Below are 17,630 nucleotides of genomic sequence, written 5' to 3'. Positions count from 1 at the left end.
TATAAAGATTGTTTATTAGCAAATTAAAATCCAATACTATGATAAAAAACGTATTCTTTGTGCTGGTTGTGGCAATGCTGGGTGCCGGCTGTTCCACCAATGCGATAACCGGCCGCAGCCAGATAAAATTGCTGCCGGAATCGGAATTGCAGCAAATGGCGGTATCAGAATACCAGACCTTTCTTTCTTCCAATAAAGTAGTAACCAATACCAGCAACCGGGATGCCGAAATGGTAAACCGGGTGGGGCAGCGCATCATCAATGCGGTAAATGCCTTTTATAAGCAGAACAATCTGACCGGCGATCTGAGCGGGTACCAGTGGGAAACCAGGCTGGTGCAAAGTAATGAAGCCAATGCCTGGTGTATGCCGGGTGGAAAAATTGTAGTATATACCGGTTTGCTGCCCATTACTCAAAACGAAGCGGCGCTGGCCAATGTAATGGGACATGAAGTAAGCCATGCGTTATTTGGTCATACCAACGAGCGCATGAGCCAGACCATCGCTGCACAATATGGCGCCAATATCCTGGATGCATTTATGGCTAATAAGTCATCCGCTGGTATGCGCCAGGTTTTTGGTACGGCGGTTGGACTGGGTTCGCAGGTGGGGATCCTGGCTTTTTCCCGCAAACAGGAACTGGAGGCCGATCATTATGGTATGATCTGGGCAGCTATGGCCGGCTATAACCCGCAGGAAGCGATTGGCCTTTGGCAGCGGATGCAGGCCCAGGCACAGGGAAACCGTCCCCCCGAATTTTTAAGCACGCACCCCGGACCGGAAAGAAGGATTGAACAATTACAAAAGTTTATGCCACAGGCCATGAGTTATTACCGGCCGGTAGGAAAATAAATACATCATATTTGAAATGCATAAGGCCCTTACTTTTAATAAAGTAGGGGTTTTGTGGTAAAAGCTTGTCTAAAACTTTAATTTTTCGTACTTTTGCACTTTAATTAGATGAATCTTGTTTGCTAAGAGTATTTAAGTCAGATTTTTTAATAAACCCCTTCAAGTTCTTATGACTCAAACAGTGTTCGAAAAATTACAGTACGCGGAAGAAAAAAATCTCTTAATTCAAGGACTCCCCTCATCCATCGAAAAACAATTCAGTAAATTATCATTTGCCAAGAACATGACTCCTTTGTTGAAATCAAGAAAACTTGATTTTGCGCTGGTGTTTGCGGTAAACGAAAATCAGCTGAATGGAATTTTGAACGAGGTAATGCCCTGTCTGAAAGAGAATACAAAATTTTGGGTAGCACATCCGAAATCGACTTCCAAGATCGTTACCGATTTGAACAGGGATCGTAGCTGGTGCCAACTTACCGACAAGGGTTATTCGGGGATGGATAGTGTAGAGCTGGATCATGTGTGGACCGCAACCCGGTTTGAAAAATGTTGTGAAACGGAGCGCGATAGCAGCGCCCGTGTAAAAGGTAAAAGAAGGGCAGAATTGGTTTAAGTTTTAATGGTAGTTAAAAAATGGGGAAGGCCTCATTCTGGAATAACAGAATGAGGCCTTTTCTTTTATTTATAGATCATGGCGTGCCAGTCATAAAAACAGATAGGTGGTTTTTATTTCACGCAACGGCGCAAAGGAGCAAAGACGCGGTGTTTGCAATCTTCGCCACAACACTAAGGCGCGAAGATGCACTAAGGTTAAGTTCCTCTTTGTGTTTCTTAGTCTTTGTGGTTCCTTTTTCACCCAATCCCGAAAGCTTTCGGGACAAAGGAGCAAAGACGCAGCGGTTTTAATGTCCGCAGCAAAGGCCCTAGTATGAAGATGCACTAAGATTAAGTTCCTCTTTGTGTTTCTTAGTGTCTTCCTGTCTTTGTGGTTTTTTTTCACGCAACGGCGCAAAGACTCGGTGGTTTTAATGTCCGCAGCAAAGCCCTAAGGCATGAAGATGTACTAAGGTTAAGTTCCTCTTTGTGTTTCGAAATGTCCCACAAGTCATCCAGTCACCCTGGGGCCTCATTACACCGCCCGCTTCACCACTGGCTTTGCTTTCATCCACCGCCTTCCTTTTTGCTTATGAAAAAGCCGGGCAACCGGTTGGGGTTCCTGTACTGCTTTTAAATCTGTTGGTTGTTGCACCGGGATCAGCGGAATTACCACTGCGGGCTCCGGTTCTGCAGAAGCCGCCGGTTGAAGGAGGGTTTCCGCCTGCAGCAGTTCGGCACGGTTTGCTTCATAAGCCGTACGGCATTGTATCGCCCGGTTCAAGGTATACTCCACATCACCCAGCTCCAGCCGGGTCATCGCCAGGGCCGGCCGGCGATCCTCCAGCCGCAACTCCAGCTGCAGCATGCGGCCGGTTGCCAGGTGGATCCTGCAGCGGCATTCACGGGCCCGGCGCCCTTCTTCAAGGCCGGCTAATTCAGCATTCAACCGGGATAACGTCCATTGCAGGCTATTCATTTCCTCCATTGTTTTGGAAATGATTTCCTCCCGCGTTTCCACCTGATCGCTAAGCCGGTTTCTTTTTGAGGTTAGTCGTTGGATGACCTTAGCTAGTTTCTTAAGGACTGCATCGCATTCGGCGATGGTTGACAGCCGCAGTATTTCATCGTTGGCCATAACTTTTCATTTAAGGTTAAATAATATTTTAAATATACATTTTTTTTAATGTAAAAACAAATATTTTTTGTTAAAAGAACAGCCGAATCCCTCTTTTTTCCGGCTTATCTCTGAAAAGGAATACCAAAGACAAAACATTTCCTCAACCTATCCAAAGTGAGTGTGGTATATGCAACCGGAATATTTTTCCCGACAGGATTGCCGGGTGCAATACTCCTGGTAAAAAGAAAGAGGGGCGTGTTTGTAAGGAGAAGAAACTATAATAAGATACCAAAGGACCGTCCAGGGCGGTAATGCGTTACTGCCTCTTTTTATTTATATGCGGGCGCGGCCAGTACGAGTGTCCAGTAGGCGCCGGAACGGGCGGCACCGATTTCAGTAACATTCCGGCTCATAATATTCCGGCAATGCTGCGGACTCTGTAGCCAGCTTTGAATGACCTGCCGGGTGCTTTGCTGACCCATAGCAATGTTTTCGGCTACATAGCTCCATTGGTAACCGGAAGCCGCAACTCTTTTTTCGGGCATCATTCCATTGCGTCCCCGATGTGTCAGCTGACGGCTGCGCAGCATATAACTGCTGTGAGCGGCGGCCGTATTTTCCAGTTTTTGATTCCAGGTTACAGCCGGTGCCGGGGCATATTTCCGTCCGCCGCAATTGCATCCTTCCGCGCGAACCGCATTGATCTGCTGCAGGAAGCTCCGGCTGTTAAAGCCCGTATCGCCATCACCGGATCGCGGTTGTTTTGAAGAAGAGCAGGCAGCAACGCTCATGCATATCAACAGGAAAAGGGAAAAGGATTGGAAGCGCACCATCATCTGATCTGGTTTTAGATACCCGGTCAAACTTTATGCCATAGATAAAATAGATGAGGGGTGATGATCATAAGGCTTTAAACTGCTGAAGCTGCTTTCTGTCTTTTAATTCCATCAATAGTATCCCATTTGCCGCAGGTGTGCCATAGAGGGCGATTGCCCGGGGGCCGTTTACTAGGGTAATGCGCTCAAAAGACGTATTACGGATCAATGCTGCAAGGGTGCGGGCTGTGGTGGCGGGTGTTGGCTCGTAATATTCCCGGGGAACCGGATAACCATCTATCAGCAGGAGGGGCATGCGTATGCCTTTAAATTTGCGGGGAATGGCTTCGTGGGTTTGTTTCAGCCGTTCCGTCGCCTGCTTCTTTGCTGAAAGACCAGTGCTACAAGAAGGCCGCGTAACAACAATAAGCGTATCTGCAAGAAGACGGCCGGCAATCATTTTTGCCTGGAGGGTTACCGGCTGCCGGGATAGCTGCTCCATCCAGCGGGCGTGTTGTTGAGCGGTAGTGACCAGGTGGCCGGGCTGCGCGGATAGTGCCTGCACCATACCTGCCAGCAATAGCACCAAACAACTTTGTTTCATTGCATTTATGCTAAAGATGCAGGCACTGCGTTTTTTGCATAATCCAATGCCCTTTTTTTGCAGTTTTGCTTCTTGGGTTCCGGAAAAGCACCTGAATTTAAAAGCCGCTGCTGATACTCCTGTACTTGCTCCCTGAATGTTCTGGATTATTCCGTTGTTCAACACCGGAATGTTGCCACCCTACTGGTTACCGCTTTGTTGCCGGTTCCGGTAAATGAGCCGGTTGCCTTTTACCAACAGCTTCAGCGTTTGCCGTTTCAGGGAGATATGTACCTGTTTATGCTCCCGGGCATTCTGTACCTGCTGATACGCTGTCATCACGTTTTTGTAGTTGATACTGCCCACCACTACCTGGTCCTGGTCAACCACCGGAAGCAGGTCCACATCAAATTGAAGCATGGTTTCCACCGCCGTTTTCAATGGGCCGTTTTCCTGCACCCAGGCCGCTTTGCGTTTGATCAGGGTATCTACCCGTGCCGCCGGATCCTGGTGGTTGCTCAGCAAACTGGAAGAGCTAACCACACCACTCAGTTTATTATCGGCGCCGGTTACAATAAAATAACTGGCCCTTGTATCGGGGTGCTGATCCAGCCAGGTTTTTACATCTGCGATCAGGTTTTCATTGCTGATCAGCAGCGCCTCATTGCTCATTACATCTTTTACCTGGTATTGCTCCAGCACATCGGGTGTGTAGGAAACCGGGGTTCTTACGCCGCGGCGGGCAATTTTCTCCGTCATAATGGTATGCTCCATCAGGTAAAAAGAAATAAAATAGGCCAGGGCGCAGGCGGCCAGCAATGCCAGCAGCGCATGCACCTGCCCGGTGGTTTCAAGGGCAAAAAGGATCGAGGTCAACAATGCCCGGGAGGCACCGGCAAACATAGCCGACATGCCGATGAGTGCCGCCAGGGAAACAGAAACGTCCAGCTGCGGAAAAAAATATTGAAAGGCCATACCGGTAAGGGCACCGGCAGCACCACCGATTGTCAGCAGCGGCGCCAGGGTTCCCCCCGATGTTCCGCTGGACAGGGCGATGGCCCAGGAAAGGAATTTGAACAGGAATAACAGCGCAATCACCTTCAGGGTAGGGCTGCCCGACAGCACGTCGGTAATATTGTTATAGCCTACCCCGAGGGTATTGGGATGAAAATAGCCGATGATGCCTACGGCCAGTCCGCCGATGGCCGGCCACCACATCCAGTGTACCGGCAGGCGCTCAAAGAGCGCTTCGAGCCCGTATACGGCCTTGGTAACCACTACCGCGAGCAAACCGATCAGGATACCTTCAATACTGTACAGGAACAGTGCCGGGTTGGAAGGCGTGGCAATGGTTTGTGCGATGGCAAAAACCGGCGTGCTGCTGAATAAGAAATGATGTCCGGCGGCACCGGTGATGCAGGCCAGGGCAACCGGTAAGATAGAGGCGGCTGAAAATTCGAACAACAGCAGCTCAATGGCCAGGAAAATGGCCGCAATGGGACTTCCAAAGATGGCCGACATGCCCGCAGTGGCGCCGGCCGCCAGCAATACCTTCCGTTCCTGGTGCGATATTTTGAGCAGCTGACCCAGGGTGGATCCCAGCGCGCCACCGGTGGCAATGATGGGACCTTCTGCGCCAAAAGGTCCGCCGGTACCGATGGCGATAGCCGAGGATAGGGGCTTCAGATAGGTGATGGTGGGCTTTATTTTGCTGTTATTGGTGAGGATCTGCTCCATGGCCTCCGGAATGCCGTGTCCCCTGATGGCCCGGGAACCATAGAGGGCCATAAAACCTACGATAATGCCCCCGATCACGGGTACGATGATTACAAATATCCCAAGGTGATGCTGACCGGGGGAGGCGTCTGCGAGTGAAAAAGTGCCGAAAAAAGAAATATTGGTTACCAGGTTAATCAGGCTCACCAGGAGTTTGGCAATAAGGCTCACCAGTGCACCAATGCCGATGGCAAGCAGGGAGATAAATACCAGCCGGATCTTTTTGGAGGAAGGCCGTTGCTCCATCTGTTCGGAGGCTAATGTGGATTGCAGGGACGTCGAAATTGGAATACTCATAGTCTGTGTGATCTAAAAAGAAGCTGCAAAATTATGATTTATATCATAATTTTATTTAAAAAAGTTCATAAATCTCGCTGCAGCAGCAGAAAAGACGATTGCATGAAGGGATTCTTGCCGTATTTTTTTATTTTTGAAAACAGCAATGAAAGAACTACAGGACGATTTCCCCGATAATAACATACTATATCACTATTGCATGCCCGAATGGCGGATAATGGTAGATGCCAACCGGCAGGAACTTGTAGTAAAAAAAGGACAACCTGTTTTTTCCGAAACGGATATGGTAAAAGGAGTGTTCTTTATCCGGTTGGGTAAAGTAAAAATTCACCAGCGCTGGGGCAATGAAAAAGAACTGATCATCCGGTTTGCCAAAGGCGGGGACATGATCGGGTATCGGGGACTGGGAAAGGATAAGGTGTACCCGGTATCGGCTACGGCACTGGAAGACACGCAGCTGATGTACCTGGATATTCAATTTTTTGAAGCCACGCTGCAGGTAAACCCCCGTCTTACCTACGCGCTGATGGATTTTTATGCCAATGAGCTGGAGGCTACAGAAAAACGGGTGCGCAATATGGCGCATATGGAAGTAAAAGGACGCATCGCGGAAGCCCTTTTAATGCTGAAGGAAAGCTTCGGTATCAATAAAGAGGGATTTATTGACATCCGGCTTACCCGGCAAGACCTGGCGTCTTATGTAGGAACCACCTATGAAACCATTTCCCGCACGGTCAGTGAACTGGAAACCGAAAAACTGATCCGGACCAGCGGTAAAAATATAGCCCTTTTAAAGGAAAAGCAGCTGGTAAAGCTGGTAGAATCGAATATCCGATAGCCCCGGTTTTTAATTACAGGTGAAACGTAGCTGGGGCTGATTGAAGTGCCTGATTACATATTGCAAAATTGGTCAGCGGCCCGTTTCTTATTCTAAATGACAGGAGGTGGCTGCGTTATGTATAAGGGAGGTTAAAAAAAGAACGTGATTTTAAAAAATGTGATTTATATCATACTTTTGTGGTATGAAAACAAAAAATTACAACAGTCATATTTACAGACCGCTGATGGCCGGTTTGTTTGCAGGCTATATCGCCACCGTTTTAAACCTGGTATATGATGTGCTTTTCCGGGAATCGACCACCTTTCCCTTGCATGACCTGGTGAATGTATCCACCATAATTTTTGCCACGCTTTTTGCCTTGCCGCTGGCCGGTGTGGTGTTTGCACTGATCGACCGGCTTTTTCCGAATGGCAGCCGGATCTATGTGGTGTTGTCGGCCCTGTTTACCGGTCTTTGTATTTATGGAACCTTGCAGGTGCACCGTTCACCGGATCCGGTATTAACCGTACAGTTCCAGCATCTTTTACTGGGCATTGTAATTATATCCGGGGTATTTGCAACAGCTGCCGTTCCCTGGCTGGTGAAGCATCAGGAGATTTATATGTAAGGGTTTGTTATTAGTTATCAGTGGTCAGTTATCAGCAGTCAGCTTTTAGCTTTTAGATGATCCGGTTTGGTTTGAAGTTTTGTCTTTTGATTGTTGTTTTTTGATCTTTGGTTCTTGGAGCCTTTAGAATTTAGGATTTAATATTTAGAATTTTAGCGGTTAGCTTTCAGATGATCCGGTTTGGGGAGCAATTTTGTCTTTTGATTATTGGTTCTTGGCCCCTTTTTAGAAATTTAGCGGTTAGCTTTCAGATGATCCCGGTGTGGTTTGAAGCTTTGTCTTTTGATTATTGTCTTTTGATTTTTGGTTCTTGTTTTTTGCTCCTTTTTAGAATTTGGAATTTAGTGTTGGGTGACAGGGCGACAGATGGGACATTGGTATTTGTTTTTTGGATTATTGGTTCTTGTCTCCTTTTAGAATTTTAGCTATCGGAGACAGGTCGACCGGGAAACATGGAGCAGCGCTGCATTATTTTGTGGGAATATAACCGCTGCGTCTTTTGCTCCTTTGTCCCGAAAGCTTTCGGGATTGCTGAAAAAAGAGCCACGAGACAGAAAGGCACAAAGAAACACAAAGAAGAATCTCGCCTTGGTGCTCTTCGTGTCTTCGAGCCTTCGTGGCGGGTATCTCAGCCGCAGCGTCTTTTGCTCCTTTGTCCCGAAAGCTTTCGGGATTGCGTGAAAAAAGAGCCACGAGACAGAAAGGCACAAAGAAACACAAAGAAGAATCTCGCCTTGGTGCCTCTTCGTGTCTTCGAGCCTTCGTGGCGGGCATCTCAGCCGCAGCGTCTTTGCGCGAAATAATGCTGATTAATAATGTGCGAAATCGGCTTCGTAGCTGCCTTTGATCCGCTCCATCGGTGGGTTGTAATACCCGTATTTTAAGTGGGGGAATTCCTCTCGGATAAGGTCCATCAGTTGTTTTACGCCCATGAATTCACCGGTTTCACTCACCCCTATCTTTCCAAGATACCAGTCCGGATCAATGTTGAAGTTGCGCCACTGGATCATCTTCAGTTCCGTTTCCCGGATCAGCTTCCGCAGCGCTTCATATTCCGCTACACTATCCGTCATACCCGGAAATACAAAATAGTTGATGGAGGTCCAGCCGCCAAAACCGTTCACTACTTTCAGGCTTTCTACAATATCTTCAAACTGGTAATTGTTGGGCCGGTAATAAGGCATATAGATCTCGCTGCGGGCACTGTTGGTACTTACGCGGATCGAGTTCAGTCCGGCTTCGCACAGGCGTTTCACCGCATCCGGCTTCGATCCGTTGGTATTGATATTAATGCTGCCCTTTGGCGTATGTTTGCGGATTTCGATGATCGCTTTCTCCAGTGTTTCCCACATCAGCAGGGGCTCTCCTTCGCAACCTTGTCCAAAGCTGATCAGGGGATAAGGCGCGGTTTCAAGGTGCGGCACCGTAAATTCAACGATCTCTTCCACTGTGGGTTTAAACTGCAGCCGGTCCTGGGTAGAAACGATGGTTTCTTCATCGGGTTGCAAAGAGATACAGCCTACGCAATTGGCGTTACATGCCGGGGATGCGGGCACGGGGCACTCCCAGCGACCGATAAAATAATTTCTTGCTGCCGGACAGTGATAGGTAAGTGCACAATTATTGGCCAGGTGATTTACCAGGCGATTATGCGGGTAGGCCTTTGTGAGATAGTCTACGCCAGACTTTACCTTGTCGGCATCAAAGCCGGCGCATTCCTGGCGGATGTCCTGTTCAATACGGACGGCCGGTACATAAAATTTTTCGTTTTGCCAGGCCACTGCCGTATAGCAAAACAGCGGCAGGGTAGGTGCGTCTGGCTGGGTTTCGTAAGCGGCAATATAAAAGCCGGTATGTGCCGGGGGTATAAATGCAGCTACCGCCCATCCTTTGTCGCAAAGCCGGAGATCCCCGGTTTTTACATCAATGCCAATGCCTACACGCCCCGGCAGTTCATAAAGGGAACCGCCATCCGGCAATTCGATCCAGTCTTCTACGGGCACCGGCAGGGCATCCCACCCGCTGCGGCCTACGGCATAAAGACTGGTATCTTCAAAAATATTTCCGTTGCCATCGGAGTATAAAAGGTATGGGGAGGATGTTAATGCCATTATTTTAAATACTAAACGTTAAATGCTAAATATTAAGCCCTAAACACTAAAAGAGAACCAAAAGGCAAAAGTCAAAAAACAAATACCAATGTCCCATCTGTCGCCCTGTCACCCAACACTAAATTCTAAAAAGGATCAAAAAACAAAAAACAATAATCAAAAGACAAAGCTTCAAACCAAACCGGATCATCTGAAAACTAACGACTGATAACTGATAGCTGATTGCTGAAAACTGTTACCTAACCGCTGCCAGCTGTTTCCTGCAAAATTCGTTAAATATTTCTTCAGAAACGATTTGATCTGCATCTTTTACAAAATGCTGGTATACTTTATTATTCTTAAGATCGATGGTAAGAATATCTGCTTTTAGCACCAGGTTGCTGACCGCGCTCCAGGGAATCTTTTTAACGGGGAATGAAGGATAGCGGATCTCTTCAGGGGTGACGTCAATTGCCAGCTGCCGGCGGGATACCAGGTACAGGAACCACAGCAGCACATTGATGGCAAATCCCCATCCCAGCGCATACTGGTACCAGCGAAAACCAAGAATCAGGATAACGATGCCCAGCGATTGCAGGGTATTTTTTTTTCTTAAAAGGTAGATATCCCGGAAGATGAACAGTATAAAAAGCAGGGCACATACCAGCACACTTATCCTCAGGTTGGGACTGTTGCGCTGATAGTCCATCAGCAGCTGACCCAGGATATTTAAAAAAATAATGCCATAGGCAAAAACCTGGTAAATCAGCACGCGCGCATTAGGGATCACAAAACGATAGCCCTGACCGGCGTTTGCAGCGCTTGCGGCGGGTTGCTTATTTTGTGTGGGCTGACTCAATACGATGGAATTTTGTACCCGGAACCGGGCTATTGATTGCTCCCCGCCAGCAGGTTACATAATTTGTAAAGTGCCCGGGCACCTACGTTTGCATTCCAGTCTGTTTCACCGGTACCCACTTCCACCAGGTCGAACCCGATCAGCTGGCGGCCGCTTTCGATGATCTTTTTAAACAGGAAGAAGACCCGGTCCAGTTCAAATCCGCCGGGAACCGGGGTGCCGGTATCGGGGCAGAGTTTGGGATCGAGCCCGTCAATATCAAAGCTGATATGCACTTTTTGGGGAAGCTTGCTGATGATCTCTTCGGCAATGTGCTTAAAGGTATCGCCATCAAACAGGCGTTCTTTTATCTCCTGGTCAAAATAGGTAATGACCCGGTATTCGCTGTTTTTAATGTATTCCCACTCATCCTGTCCCAGGTCGCGAACACCTACCTGTACAATATTTTTAATCTGGGGGATCTCATTCAGCGCATTGTACATAATGCTGGCGTGAGAGTACACAAAGCCTTCATAGGCTTTCCGCAGGTCGCAGTGCGCGTCGATCTGCAGGATCCCGAATTCGCCATGTTTTTCTGCCAGGGCTTTAAACAAACCCAGCGGGGTACTATGATCACCGCCCAGCAGGCCCACCAGTTTATTGTCATCCAGCAGCACCCGGGCCTGGTCGTACACCCAGTTATTTAAATACACACCGCCTTCATTTACTTCTTTGATGGTGCGGCACATGAACTGGTTTTTGCCCAGTTCTTCTCCTTTGGAGATATAATCGATGTACAGTTCCGCTTCTTTACGCAGAAAATCGCTTTTCAGCAATACGGTCCTGTCGGTAGGTTTCAGGTAATATCCTCTTTTCCAGGCGTCCGGGAAATCAGAATCATACAGGTCTACCTGCATACTGGCTTTCAGGATGGATTCCGGTGCCCTGGCGGTTCCGGCGCCATAGCTTACGGTTACTTCCCAGGGAACATTGATGATGATCAGGTCAGCGTTTTCTTCGGTACTGGGCAACCCAAAAATGTTGTTGTTCGGGTTCGCTACACAGTTCTGATCGAAATTTGTTATGTCCAACATTATTGTCTCCTTTTTTTGGAAGGCGCAAAGTTATACGCTTTTTACCGCATCACACAACAATTAACGTTTGTTGTCGGCAATTAGCTGTCAGCGATCAGCAATCAGTTGTTAGCTGTTCGCTTCCTGAAAGCTAAAGGCTGATAGCTGACAGCTACTTCAGCTTGTCTTTGAATACTTTACGGAATTTGTCCACCTTGGGCCGGATGACCATGGTGCAATAAGGGTTTTGATTTTCGTTATTGTTAAAATAAGACTGATGGTAATCTTCTGCCGGGTAAAATACGGTGAAGGGCTTTATTTCGGTTACGATCGGGTTGTCAAAGGCTCCGCTCTTGTCCAGCTCATTTTTATAAAATTCCGCTTTTTCTTTCTGGGCGGTGTTGTGATAATAGATCCCGCTGCGGTACTGGGTACCTACATCTCCGCCCTGCCGGTTCAGCGTAGTGGGATCGTGTGTTTTCCAGAAGATTTCCAGTAGTTCGTCAAAAGAAATAACAGCCGGGTTATAAACGATCTGTAAGGCTTCTGCATGACCGGTGTTGCCGGTACATACTTCTTTATAGGTCGGGTTCTTTGTATGTCCGTCTGTATAACCGCTGGTAACGGAGGAAACCCCCTTTACATCCTGGAAAATAGCTTCTGTACACCAGAAGCATCCGTTGGCGAAGGTAGCTGTGTCTGTTTGTTGGCTCATTTTTGAAGATTTTGCTGCCGGCCCTGCAAAAACCACGGGCTCCTTTTTTTTCTGCGCACAGGCTGTTGCCGCCAGCGAGATCAATAATAATATGGGGATAAACGTTTTCAATTTTTGGGATTACTGACTGTAAATTACAGATTCGGACTGTATTTTACAATTTAATAACAAGGGAAGGCTTGGGAAAGTTTAAATGGCGGTGCGTGAGGTTCAGTGCGCGACTACAAGTCACGGACAGGGGAGGGGTTTTAGTCGTCAGTTTTCAGTTATCAGTTATCAGTCATCAGTTTTCAGCTTTTAGCTATCAGTGATTTGGTTTGAAATTTTGTTTTTAGGTTATTGTTTTTTGACTTTTGGTTCTTACTTTTTGCTTTTTTGTCCCTTTTTAGATTTTGGAATTTAGTGTTGGGTAACAGGGCGACAGATGGGACATTGGTATTTGTTTTTTGATTTTTGGTTCTTGGATCTTGTCCCTTGTTAGAATTTAGGGCTTGGGATTTAAAGTTTTAGTGGTCAGTTTTCAGTTCTCAGATGATCCCGTTGTATTTTGTCTTTTGAAATTTGGTTCTTGACTTTTGGTTCTTGCTTTTTTGTCCCTTTTTAGATTTTGGAATTTAGTGTTGGGTAACAGGGCGACAGATGGGACATTGGTATTTGTTTTTTGATTTTTGGTTCTTGGATCTTGTCCCTTTTTAGAATTTAGGGCTTGGGATTTAAAGTTTTAGCGGTCAGTTTTCAGTTCTCAGATGATCCCGTTGTATTTTGTCTTTTGAAATTTGTTTTTTGATTTTTTGGTTCTTGCTTTTTTGTCCCTTTTTAGAATTTGGAATTTAGTGTTGGGTAACAGGGCGACAGATGGGACATTGGTAATTGTTTTTTGGTTCTTGGATCTTGTCCCTTTTTTAGAATTTAGGGCTTAGAATTTAGTATTTAACATTTAGCCCTTCCTCTCCGTATCTTTGCAGGCTTGAAAATTGTAGAGCGCATTTATGAAATTATACCCGGAATCGGCATATATACAGTTAGAGTTTGATAAGATCAGAGAGCTGCTGGCAAAGCATTGTGAAACGGATTATGCACAACGCAAGGCAGCGCAGCTGCGTATTCATACCCATAAGCGGTTTATTGATGAGGAATTAAAGCAGTCGCACGAGTTTAAGCAGTTGCTGCAGAATGCGGTTTATTTTCCCAACGACTATATTTTAAACCTGGCAAGGGAGCTGAAATTACTATCCATTCCCGGGGCCTTGCTTACGGGCGAGCAGCTGCTGCAGATCCGTAAACTGGCGGAAAGCATTGAAAAGATCTTCCGTTGGTTTGATGCGGAGCGCAAGCTGGCCTATGAAAGCTTATACCGGGTGATAAAAGAAACCTATTATGAAAAAGCCATTATCAGCCTGATCGATGAAGTGGTGGATGAGATCGGCCAGGTGAAGGACAGCGCATCGCCGGCATTAAAGGATATCCGGCTGAGCCTGTACCGAAAGCGTACGGAGTTGCGAAGGATCTTTGACAGGATCGTTGCCAAGCTCAATAAGCAGGGCTACCTGGCAGAGATCGAGGAAAGCTTTATGAATGGCCGCCGGGTAATTGCCGTTTTTGCAGAACAAAAACGTGCAATCAAGGGGATCCTGCATGGGGAGAGCGATAGCCGTAAAACGGCGTTTATTGAGCCCGAAGAAACCATGCACCTGAATAACGAGGTGGCCGACCTGGAGCATGAAGAACGCAAAGAGGTTGACCGGATCCTGCGGCAGCTGACAGCAACCTTATCTACCCATGCCCCGCTGCTGAATACCTGGCATACCGTTGTTGGGGAATTTGATTTTATCCGTGCCAAGGCAAAATTTGCAGGGGATATTAACGGCGAATTTCCGGTGGTGGCCGATAAGGCACAGGTGCGCCTGGTAAATGCCTACCACCCCTTGCTGTACTTATACAATAAACGCTCCGGCAAGCAAACCTTCCCGGTGTCCATTACACTTGATGAAAGTCAGCGTATACTGGTGGTGAGCGGCCCGAACGCAGGCGGAAAAACCGTTACGATGAAAACGGTGGGATTGTTGCAGATGATGGTACAAAGCGGATTGCTGGTACCGGTACATCCCAACAGCGAGTTTGGTGTATTTAAACAGCTCATGATCCATATCGGCGATACGCAAAGCCTGGAATTTGAGCTCAGTACCTATAGCAGCCACCTGATCCATATGAAATATTTTATGGAGCATGCCAATGGCAAAACCCTGTTCTTTATCGATGAACTGGGAAGCGGCAGTGATCCGAACCTGGGAGGGGCCTTTGCCGAAGTGATCCTGCTGGAATTGCTGAAAAAACATTCCTATGGTATTGTAACCACCCACTACCTCAACCTGAAAGTAATGGCAGGGAAAACACATGGTATTGTGAATGGTGCCATGGCTTTTGATGAAAAAAATCTGCTGCCCATGTTCAACCTGGTGGTGGGGCGCCCGGGCAGTTCGTATACGTTTTCCATTGCAGAACGGATCGGGCTGGATAAACGCCTCATCAACCAGGCACGGCAGATGGTTGACGATGACCAGTACCGGCTGGATAAGCTGCTGAATAAAACGGAGCAGAACCTGCGCGATCTTACCAAAAAGGACCAGGAGCTGGAACGGCTGATCAAAGAAAATGAGCGGTTGAAAAAGGAAATGGAGCGGGTGATGGATAAGGAAAAACACCGCCAGCAGATGAATGTATTGCGCGAGCAGAATAAGATCTCCGAAGACCGGATCACCTATCTTAAGGATATGGAGCGCAAGCTCAAACAGATCACCATCGAATGGAAAAAGGAAGAGGATAAGCAAAAACTGATCAAACAGATCAATAACCTGCTGTTTAATAAGAATGAAAAGAAAGCAGTGGGAAAGGCTCAGAAAAAGATCGAATCCAAATACCAGGAAGTAGGCGGGGAAATAAAGGTGGGCGACCAGGTAAAGATGAAACGGAATCACCAGGTGGGCGAAGTACTGGAGATCAAAAGCAAGCGTGCTGTGGTAAAGATCGGCCTGCTGCCCATGCAGGTAGAGCTGAGTGACCTGGTAGTGGTAAAGGAAAAAGAGACGAAAGAAAAGATATAAAGAACGCTATTATCAGGGTATCTGTAAACTGGTTTGTTAAATGAATAAGTTGGAACGATTTCCTGTATTATATAGCCGGCGATTGGTTTTGCGTCAGTTAACCATCGATGATATTCCCTGGCTGGTGAAGTACGCAAATAACAAGCGTATATCGGATAGCATCATCAACATCCCTTACCCGTTCGATGAACCCGATGCCGTATTCCGGATCGCCTACGTCTCCCGCGGGTTTAAAACTCAAAAACATTTCTCTTTTGCTATTGTTTTAGAAAACGCGCAACATCTTATCGGAGAAATAGGGCTGCATATTCAACCGGAAGGGAATACCGGGGAGCTGGGTTACTGGCTGGGTGAACCATTTTGGAATACCGGATTAACAACGGAAGCCATTGGGGCGATACTGGATTTTGGTTTCCGGAAGCTGGGGCTGGACCGGATATTTGCAGTTTGTGCGCAGCAGAACCAGGCATCGATAAAGGTTTTGGAAAAGAATAAAATGTACAGACAGCTGATCGCACCCGGGATGTATGAATATTCCATTACCAACAGCATATATGGTTAAAGCGAGCGGCCTGCTGCTTCACATAATTAATGAATTGAAGGAAACATAATATGCATACACTTCTTCAGGAACTACAGATCAGCTACCCGGTTATACAGGCGCCAATGCTGGGTGTTTCCACCCCGGAAATGGCCGCAGCAGCCTCCAATGCCGGCGGGTTGGGATCGCTTCCGGTTGGCGGTTTATCGCCGGATGCCATTGCTGATTTATTGCACAAAACAAAGGCATTAACCGCCCGTCTCTTTGCGGTAAACCTGTTTGTACATACTATACCGGAGGTAGATGTCGCAATACTGGAGCCCATGCAGGCGCTGATAGGCCGTTTGGCAAACGAACGCGGATATCGTTTAACCAGTGCCGATCTTCAGATTCCCCGCCTGTATTCGTATAAAGACCAGCAGGAGGTGTTGCTGCAGGAAGGCGTGCGACTGGTAAGTTTTACCTTCGGATGTCCGGATGATGGAAGCATCCGGCTGCTGAAAGATCATAAAGTATGGCTGATGGGTACGGCTACCAGCCTGGAAGAGGCTGTTTACCTGCAGGCGAAGGGCGTCGATATGGTAGTGGCGCAGGGCATTGAGGCCGGCGGACACCGCGGCAGTTTTTTGCAGGAGAATGTGCAGCAGCAATCCTCGCTGGAGGCCTTGCTTGAAATGATAAGAACGGAGGTTCATATCCCCGTGATCGCTGCAGGTGGCATACGGGATATAGCAGGCGCCAAGCGGGTAATGGAGCTTGGTGCCGCTGCGGTACAATTGGGAACGCTTTTTATTCCCACGCAGGAAAGCATGGCCATTACCGGTTATAAACAACTGCTTAGCGGGAAACAGGAACGCCATTCGGTACTGACCACTGCTTTTTCGGGACGATGGGCCAGGGGGCTGTCTAATGATTTTATAACGGCAATCGAAACCTCCGGCATTCCCGTGCCGCCCTATCCGTATCAGAATGCGCTCACCGCCCGGCTCCGGAAAATGGCACAGGCGCAGCAGGATCCGGAGTTTACCAGTCTTTGGTCCGGAACAGCCCTGCCACTTGCTAACGCAGCAACTTCAACCGCCGAAATTGTGGAGGCATTTGGCCGGGCATTGGCGGGAACTAAATATCTCTAAAAGCTGCTTATGAAACTGCATACCACCCGAAAATTCAACGCAACCTCGGAGCAGCTATGGCCCTTGCTCTTCCATTCAAAAATGGATACCCGTAAACCCTGCTATTTTCTTCTGGGCCTTCCCAAACCGGAGGAATGCCGGCTGGCGGACGGGAACGGAGGCGTTGGTGCTACCCGGGAATGTGTTTCTGATAAGGGGCTGATCCGGCAAACTATTTTAGAGTGGGTGCCGGCAAAAAAGCTCCGGTTTGAAATGCGGGAAACCAGCATCTATTTTGGTCCCTGCGTGGATACGATTGTAGAAACCTTTGTCTTAACTCCTGTAAGTGCAACGGAAACGACCATCACGCGCACCACTGAATTTACATTGAAACCAGGTGCCCGGATCTTGGCTTCCCTGCCCATGTGGATCGGTCTGAAAAGCATTCACCGGTATGTATTCCGTAACTGGAAGGCGTTAACAGCCAGGAGACCGGCAGCGCATGAAGCATAGCCTGTTGGTTGCTTTGTTCCAGGTTTAATAATTAACCGCTATCATTATTACTAAAATAGTCATATCCTTTTGATAGTTGTTTTACTGCCCCGGGGTTTTGGTAATATGACTCCAACGCGCGTACTAATGTGTTTTCTACATCGTCAAGGCTGTTGAATATTTT

General features: G+C 47.6%; 16 protein-coding genes. 8 read left to right on the top strand and 8 right to left on the bottom strand.

Features of this window, described 5'->3' with window-relative positions:
- Positions 1-38: 38 nt before the first annotated feature.
- Together Q1V85_RS04920 and Q1V85_RS04915 are read left to right on the top strand one after the other, a co-directional pair.
- The gene (locus Q1V85_RS04920; protein WP_300598046.1) at positions 39-851 is read left to right on the top strand and encodes a M48 family metallopeptidase; all 813 of its coding nucleotides are present in this window, start codon (positions 39-41) and stop codon (positions 849-851) included.
- Between the two features lie 295 nt (positions 852-1,146).
- Entirely contained in the window at positions 1,147-1,464 is a 318-nt protein-coding gene (locus Q1V85_RS04915) for a hypothetical protein (protein ID WP_300598044.1), read from the top strand.
- A 516-nt stretch (positions 1,465-1,980) separates the two neighbouring features.
- Here the strand turns inward: Q1V85_RS04915 and Q1V85_RS04910 are convergent.
- The 4 genes from Q1V85_RS04910 to Q1V85_RS04895 form a co-directional block, all read right to left on the bottom strand.
- Positions 1,981-2,583 carry a hypothetical protein gene (locus Q1V85_RS04910; RefSeq protein ID WP_300598042.1) on the bottom strand — a complete coding sequence of 201 codons (603 nt, stop codon included), beginning with the start codon at positions 2,581-2,583 and terminating at the stop codon, positions 1,981-1,983.
- A gap of 311 nt (positions 2,584-2,894) precedes the next feature.
- Positions 2,895-3,401: a CAP domain-containing protein gene (locus Q1V85_RS04905; protein WP_300598040.1), complete on the bottom strand. Its 507-nt coding sequence runs from the start codon at positions 3,399-3,401 to the stop codon at positions 2,895-2,897.
- Positions 3,402-3,465: 64 nt separating this feature from the next.
- A complete protein-coding gene (locus Q1V85_RS04900) occupies positions 3,466-3,984 on the bottom strand; it encodes a hypothetical protein (protein WP_300598038.1) in 519 nt (172 codons plus the stop codon).
- Positions 3,985-4,164: 180 nt separating this feature from the next.
- Positions 4,165-6,036, bottom strand: a complete 1,872-nt coding sequence (locus Q1V85_RS04895) for a chloride channel protein (protein WP_300598036.1) — start codon at positions 6,034-6,036, stop codon at positions 4,165-4,167.
- 145 nt (positions 6,037-6,181) lie between these two features.
- Between Q1V85_RS04895 and Q1V85_RS04890 the strand changes: the two genes are divergently transcribed.
- Positions 6,182-6,874, top strand: coding sequence for a Crp/Fnr family transcriptional regulator (locus tag Q1V85_RS04890; protein WP_300598034.1), 693 nt, complete (start codon positions 6,182-6,184; stop codon positions 6,872-6,874).
- Positions 6,875-7,058: 184 nt separating this feature from the next.
- Positions 7,059-7,484, top strand: a complete 426-nt coding sequence (locus Q1V85_RS04885) for a hypothetical protein (RefSeq protein WP_300598032.1) — start codon at positions 7,059-7,061, stop codon at positions 7,482-7,484.
- An 809-nt stretch (positions 7,485-8,293) separates the two neighbouring features.
- Here Q1V85_RS04885 and Q1V85_RS04880 read toward each other — a convergent pair.
- The 4 genes from Q1V85_RS04880 to msrA form a co-directional block, all read right to left on the bottom strand.
- Positions 8,294-9,595 carry a radical SAM protein gene (locus Q1V85_RS04880; RefSeq protein ID WP_300598030.1) on the bottom strand — a complete coding sequence of 434 codons (1,302 nt, stop codon included), beginning with the start codon at positions 9,593-9,595 and terminating at the stop codon, positions 8,294-8,296.
- Between the two features lie 235 nt (positions 9,596-9,830).
- Complete coding sequence (locus tag Q1V85_RS04875) at positions 9,831-10,433, bottom strand: hypothetical protein (RefSeq protein ID WP_300598028.1); 603 nt, start codon at positions 10,431-10,433, stop codon at positions 9,831-9,833.
- A gap of 29 nt (positions 10,434-10,462) precedes the next feature.
- Positions 10,463-11,506 carry an agmatinase family protein gene (locus Q1V85_RS04870; RefSeq protein ID WP_300598026.1) on the bottom strand — a complete coding sequence of 348 codons (1,044 nt, stop codon included), beginning with the start codon at positions 11,504-11,506 and terminating at the stop codon, positions 10,463-10,465.
- A gap of 151 nt (positions 11,507-11,657) precedes the next feature.
- A complete protein-coding gene (msrA, locus tag Q1V85_RS04865; protein WP_300598024.1) occupies positions 11,658-12,200 on the bottom strand; it encodes a peptide-methionine (S)-S-oxide reductase MsrA in 543 nt (180 codons plus the stop codon).
- A 989-nt stretch (positions 12,201-13,189) separates the two neighbouring features.
- Here msrA and Q1V85_RS04860 point away from each other — a divergent pair.
- From Q1V85_RS04860 to Q1V85_RS04845, 4 genes are read left to right on the top strand one after another with little or no spacing between them, the layout of a single operon-like run.
- Positions 13,190-15,301, top strand: a complete 2,112-nt coding sequence (locus tag Q1V85_RS04860) for a MutS2/Smr-associated SH3 domain-containing protein (protein WP_300598022.1) — start codon at positions 13,190-13,192, stop codon at positions 15,299-15,301.
- A 49-nt stretch (positions 15,302-15,350) separates the two neighbouring features.
- Complete coding sequence (locus tag Q1V85_RS04855) at positions 15,351-15,863, top strand: GNAT family N-acetyltransferase (protein ID WP_300598020.1); 513 nt, start codon at positions 15,351-15,353, stop codon at positions 15,861-15,863.
- Positions 15,864-15,913: 50 nt separating this feature from the next.
- The gene (locus Q1V85_RS04850; RefSeq protein ID WP_300598018.1) at positions 15,914-16,975 is read left to right on the top strand and encodes a nitronate monooxygenase; all 1,062 of its coding nucleotides are present in this window, start codon (positions 15,914-15,916) and stop codon (positions 16,973-16,975) included.
- A 9-nt stretch (positions 16,976-16,984) separates the two neighbouring features.
- Entirely contained in the window at positions 16,985-17,467 is a 483-nt protein-coding gene (locus Q1V85_RS04845) for a hypothetical protein (protein ID WP_300598017.1), read from the top strand.
- Positions 17,468-17,630 lie beyond the last annotated feature (163 nt).

The sequence above is a fragment of the Niabella sp. genome (assembly GCF_030150205.1).
Classification (GTDB): Bacteria; Bacteroidota; Bacteroidia; order Chitinophagales; family Chitinophagaceae; genus Niabella.
This window is presented reverse-complemented; position numbering and strand designations above follow the sequence as displayed.